This is a genomic window from Nocardia sp. NPDC059195, assembly GCF_042754695.1.
In the GTDB taxonomy this organism is placed as follows: domain Bacteria; phylum Actinomycetota; class Actinomycetes; order Mycobacteriales; family Mycobacteriaceae; genus Nocardia.
Genome location: NZ_JBHZBG010000070.1, coordinates 1 through 1,396, shown reverse-complemented (window position 1 = coordinate 1,396; position 1,396 = coordinate 1). Strand labels below are relative to the sequence as shown.

1 protein-coding gene is annotated in these 1,396 nt (G+C 63.2%); it reads left to right on the top strand.

Annotation, left to right across the window (positions count from 1 at the left end):
- On the top strand, positions 1–1,396 hold a 1,396-nt coding region (locus ACFXKN_RS33465; RefSeq protein ID WP_379434799.1), incomplete at both ends, for an AMP-binding protein.

Genomic DNA, 1,396 nt, shown 5'->3' with positions numbered 1-1,396 from the left:
CCGGCGAATTCGACGCCACCACCTTCATGGTCGTCCAGGCCGGGTTGGCGGTGTTGTTGTCACGGATGAGCGGCAGCAACGATATCGCGGTCGGCATTCCCGCCGCGGGCCGTGGCGATGCCGCGTTGAACGATCTGGTCGGATTCTTCGTCAACATTTTGGTGTTGCGCACCGACCTCGCTGGTGATCCTTGCTTCGGCGACCTGCTCGGGCAGGTGCGTGAGCGCAGCCTCGACGCGTTCGCCAACCAGGACGTGCCGTTCGAGATGCTGGTCGAGCGTCTCAATCCGGCGCGCTCCCAGGCACATCACCCGTTGGTGCAGGTGTTGTTGGCCTGGCAGAACAACGAGGCCGCCGAGCTCGGCCTCGGCGGGGTGCGGTTTTCCGCGCAGCCCATCCAGACCTTCGCGGCGCGACTGGATCTGACCATCAGCATCGGGGAAAGCCACACCGAATCCGGTGCGCCGGACGGGATCAATGGCGTGGTCGAGTACCGGTCCGACGTGTTCGACGCGGCGACAATCGAACGCCTGGTCTCGCGACTGGAACGGGTACTGACGGCGATCACCGCCGATCCACAGCAGCGGGTGTCCTCGATCGAGGTCCTCGACGAACACGAGCGAGCGCAGCTGACGGAATTATCGAACCGGGCGGTACTGGCCGAACCTACAGCGGCGGTGTCGATTCCGGCGATGTTCGCCGCACAGGTACAGCGGACACCCGACGCGGTAGCGATCGTGTTCGAACAACGGTCATGGACGTATTCCGAACTCGATGAGGCGTCGTCACGATTCGCGCGACTACTCGTCGACAGAGGAGTCGGTCCGGGTGATGTCGTCGCGTTGATGCTGCCTCGCTCGGGCGAGGCGATGGTGTCGCTGCTGGCGGTACTCAAGGCGGGGGCGGCGTATCTGCCGATCGATGTGCGTCAACCGGACGAACGGGTCGCATTCATGCTCACCGACGCGACATCGGTCGCGGTCATTACGGTCGATCCATACGCGCCCCGACTGACGGGGTACGGCCTGGCCGTGATCGATGTCGCTGATCACACACGAACGATCACGACAGAGACATCCGACATCCCGCTGACGATTCCGCCGGCCTCCACACTGGCGTACATCATCTACACCTCCGGAACGACCGGCACACCCAAGGGCGTCGCCGTCACCCACACCGGAATCGGAGATCTGATTGCCGCTCAGGCCGAGAGCTTCCGAGTCGACGGCAAAAGCCGTGTTCTGCAATTCGCGTCCTGGAGCTTCGATGCCACGGTGTCCGAAACATGGATGGCGTTGTTGACGGGAGCGACATTGGTCATCCCGCCAGAGGACACGGTGACGCGAATGTCCAACCTGACCAACCTCATCCAAGAATCCCGTATCACCCACGTCAC